Source organism: Streptomyces sp. CO7, assembly GCF_053474865.1.
In genome coordinates this window covers 106,975-109,684 of record NZ_JBRIOU010000004.1, presented here as the reverse complement: position 1 = coordinate 109,684, position 2,710 = coordinate 106,975, and the positions used below count along the sequence as shown (strand labels likewise).

The 2,710-nt window shown below is 70.9% G+C and carries 3 protein-coding genes; all 3 read left to right on the top strand.

Features of this window, described 5'->3' with window-relative positions; all coding sequences use genetic code 11:
• The first annotated feature begins 53 nt into the window (after positions 1–53).
• The 3 genes from lepB (ACOV8S_RS13175) (at position 54) to ACOV8S_RS13165 (ending at position 2,454) form a co-directional block, all read left to right on the top strand.
• Positions 54–806: a signal peptidase I gene (gene lepB, locus ACOV8S_RS13175; RefSeq protein ID WP_448318013.1), complete on the top strand. Its 753-nt coding sequence runs from the start codon at positions 54–56 to the stop codon at positions 804–806.
• A 187-nt stretch (positions 807–993) separates the two neighbouring features.
• The gene (gene lepB, locus ACOV8S_RS13170) at positions 994–1,776 is read left to right on the top strand and encodes a signal peptidase I (protein ID WP_448318012.1); all 783 of its coding nucleotides are present in this window, start codon (positions 994–996) and stop codon (positions 1,774–1,776) included.
• Positions 1,777–2,145: 369 nt separating this feature from the next.
• Entirely contained in the window at positions 2,146–2,454 is a 309-nt protein-coding gene (locus ACOV8S_RS13165; RefSeq protein ID WP_108954178.1) for a DUF2469 domain-containing protein, read from the top strand.
• The last annotated feature ends 256 nt before the right edge of the window (positions 2,455–2,710 follow it).

The following is a 2,710-nucleotide window of genomic DNA, read 5'->3' as shown; positions in this document are numbered from 1 at the left end:
GCGACGGATGGCGGAGGCGGTCTCCCGAACCCGGCCCGCAGGAAGGTGAGGACGTGACGCACGGCAGTGACCCCGAGGGTTCCGGCGGGGCTCCGGAGGAGGACGGCGGCCAGGGGTCGCGGCGCGGCTCCTCGAACCAGCAGGTGCGGTCGTTCTGGAAGGAACTGCCGCTGCTGGTCGTGATCGCGCTGGTCCTCGCCCTGGTGATCAAGACGTTCCTGCTGCAGGCGTTCTCCATCCCCTCGGACTCCATGCAGAACACGCTGCAGCGCGGTGACCGGGTGCTGGTCGACAAGCTCACCCCGTGGTTCGGCGCGGAGCCCGAGCGCGGCGAGGTCATCGTCTTCCACGACCCGGACAACTGGCTCGCGGGCCAGCCGGTGGAGGAGCCCAACGCCTTCCAGAAGGTGCTCACCTGGGTCGGTCTGATGCCCTCCTCCGAGGAGCGGGACCTGATCAAGCGCGTGATCGGCGTTGGCGGGGACACCGTCGAGTGCCGCGGCACCGGCAAGGTCGTCGTCAACGGCGTCGCGCTCGACGAGCCGTACGTCTTCCCGGGCAACACCCCGTGCAGCGACGACGACGCCGGGCAGTTCAAGGTCAAGGTGCCCGAGGGCTACCTGTGGGTGATGGGCGACCACCGCCAGAACAGCAAGGACTCCCGTTACAACCAGGAGGACGCCCACAACGGCATGGTCCCGGTCGACGACGTCGTCGGACGCGCCGTCGTGAAGGCGTGGCCCATCAACCGCTGGGGCACCCTGCCGGTGCCGGAGACCTTCGACCAGCCCGCGCTGAACAAGTAGGCAGGGCCCTTTCGCCCCGCGATCCCGCGCCTCGACGCCGTCACGGCCCGTTCCTCCGCCCGCGGAGGAACGGGCCGTGACCCGTTCCGGGACCGGGGCGCGGGCCGTCGGGGTGTGAGGAGACCGTGTGGGGAGCCGGCCGACAGGGGCTGACCAGGCGCCGTACCGCCGGGTAGGGTGCGGGGCCATGGGCAGTGAGAGCAGGACCGAAACGGCCGCGGCGAGCAGCGGCGGGGGCGCCGTCGCCCCGAGCGGCACCCCGGCCGGCAGCCGGCTGGGACAGCGGCTTTCGGGCCTGGTGGTCGCGCTGGGCACGCTGCTGTTCCTCGGCGGCTTCGGCTGGGCGGCGCTGATGTACGTGCCGTTCACCGTTCCCACGCTGTCCATGCACCCCACCATCGGCGCCGGCGACCGGGTGCTCGCGCAGCGGGTGGACGGCTCCGAGGTGCGGCGCGGCGACGTCGTGGTCTTCGAGCAGAAGTCGTGGGCGGACGCTCCCCTGGTCAAGCGGGTCGTCGCGATCGGCGGCGACACCGTGGCCTGCTGTTCCGACGGCGGGCTCAAGGTGAACGGCGAGCGGATCGACGAGCCCTACACCCACGACGACCCGTTCGCGGCGACGGCGTCCTTCTCCGAGGTCACCGTGCCCAAGGGCAGGCTGTTCCTGCTGGGCGACGACCGCAGCGGCTCCCTCGACTCCACCGCCCACCTCATGGAGAAGGGCGGGGGCACGGTCGCCCGCAGCGCGGTCAAGGGACGGGTGGACGCCGTGGTGTGGCCGATGAAGGGCATGCTGGAGCCCGCCACCGGCTTCCGGGTGCTCGGCGACGAACCCACCCCGGCCGGGCCGCTGACGACCCAGGTCACCCTGGTGACGGCCGGAGCGCTGATGATCTTCGCGGGGGCCGCCTACGGGCCGGTGGCGGGCCTGCTGACCCGGAGGCGGGGGACGACCCCGGCCCGTGGCTGAGGGTGGCTGACCTCGGCCCGCCCCGAGCCGTGGGTGCGGGCGGTGGTCCCTGACCCCGACGAACGCCTCACGCCGCCGCGGGCAGACGCGACGCCTGCCGGGCGCTGCCCGGCGGTCCTGCCTGGTCAGGGTCGATACGACCGGGATCGTCCTGGAGCGTGCGACTTTCGCGCAAGCGCGGTGGTGGACGTGTGGGGAACTCGGGCGGTCGCATGAGACGGTGTATCCCACGGGACTCGCCGGGCTGCCGCACAGGCCGCTCGGCGAAGGTCCCCCTGCCGGGCCGGAGACCCCTGAGCCGGAAATCGCCCAGGGGCTCGTGGGACTGACGCACAATGGTGGGATCGCACGGCTGAAGGGGAACATGCCATGAGCGCCGAGGACCTCGAGAAGTACGAGACCGAGATGGAGCTCAAGCTCTACCGGGAGTACCGAGACGTCGTCGGACTGTTCACCTACGTGATCGAGACCGAACGCCGGTTCTACCTCACCAACGACTACGACATGCAGGTGCACTCCGTCCAGGGCGAGGTGTTCTTCGAAGTCACCATGGCCGACGCCTGGGTGTGGGACATGTACCGGCCGGCCCGCTTCGTCAAGAAGGTACGGGTCCTGACGTTCAAGGACGTGAACATCGAGGAGCTCAACAAGACGGATCTGGAGCTCCCGGGCGGCTGACCTGTGGAAAACCACCGCAAGCGGCCAAGAAGCCTCACTCGAAAGGGTGAGGCTTCTGTCGTGCGGGGGCCGTCCATCCACCAAGATCCACACGGTGCGGGGAACGCGACCACCGTGGGTGCCGGAGGTGGTGCCGGATGGGCGCTCGACGTGGACACGGTGCACGAGATGGACGGGACGAAGGCCGAGGAACGGCCGCCGGGACGGTCCCAGGGACGGTTCGGGCAGGCGGGCCGGCAGGGGGCGGCCCGGGAGG

Coding starts and splice junctions, on each gene's coding strand:
- lepB (WP_448318012.1), top strand. CDS start 994: ATGGGCAGTGAGAGCAGGACCGAAACGGCCGCGGCGAGCAGCGGCGGG.
- ACOV8S_RS13165 (WP_108954178.1), top strand. CDS start 2,146: ATGAGCGCCGAGGACCTCGAGAAGTACGAGACCGAGATGGAGCTCAAG.